The organism is Beijerinckia sp. L45, assembly GCF_009765775.1.
Classification (GTDB): domain Bacteria; phylum Pseudomonadota; class Alphaproteobacteria; order Rhizobiales; family Beijerinckiaceae; genus RH-AL1.
Genome location: NZ_LMUU01000096.1, coordinates 1 through 477, shown reverse-complemented (window position 1 = coordinate 477; position 477 = coordinate 1). Strand labels below are relative to the sequence as shown.

Annotated in this window: 1 protein-coding gene; it reads left to right on the top strand. The window is 59.7% G+C overall.

Features of this window, described 5'->3' with window-relative positions:
• Positions 1-197: 197 nt before the first annotated feature.
• Positions 198-413 (top strand): DUF3606 domain-containing protein, encoded by a 216-nt coding sequence (locus tag GSQ79_RS09690; protein WP_158808515.1) that lies wholly within the window; start codon positions 198-200, stop codon positions 411-413.
• The last annotated feature ends 64 nt before the right edge of the window (positions 414-477 follow it).

Genomic DNA, 477 nt, shown 5'->3' with positions numbered 1-477 from the left:
GCAGTGCTCCCACCTGATGGTGCGTTTTCGCTTTTTTGGTGAGCTTGGTGATCGCGACGTCTCGAAGATTCAAGCCGATGGTGCACAACGTTGAATGACATCACAACAACGCGCAACGTCCATCGGCGCCATGAATGGCAACCTGACGCGCCCGAGGTCGTTCCGCCAGTTCAACCCTTTACGACGAAGGCTGCATCATGTCCGACGACAAGACCAAGACCGGCACCGAGGATCGCCGCACCGTCGCCGGTGACGAACCCTACGAAGTCTCCTACTTCGCAAAGAAGCATGGCTTGACGCACGAGGAGGCCCAAGGGCTGATCGCGAAGTTCGGCAATGTACGCGCGACGCTGGACGCCGAAGCCGACCGGCTGAAGCTGGACCGCGCCAGCGTGTCGCCGGTCAACCTCTAGGCTCATTGTGAGACGTCGTGTGTAATCTTTACTCCATCACGCGCAGCCAGGACGCCATGCGCCG

What these genes read in the sequence shown, in the direction of transcription:
- GSQ79_RS09690 (WP_158808515.1), top strand. Translation starts at nt 198, where the DNA reads ATGTCCGACGACAAGACCAAGACCGGCACCGAGGATCGCCGCACCGTC.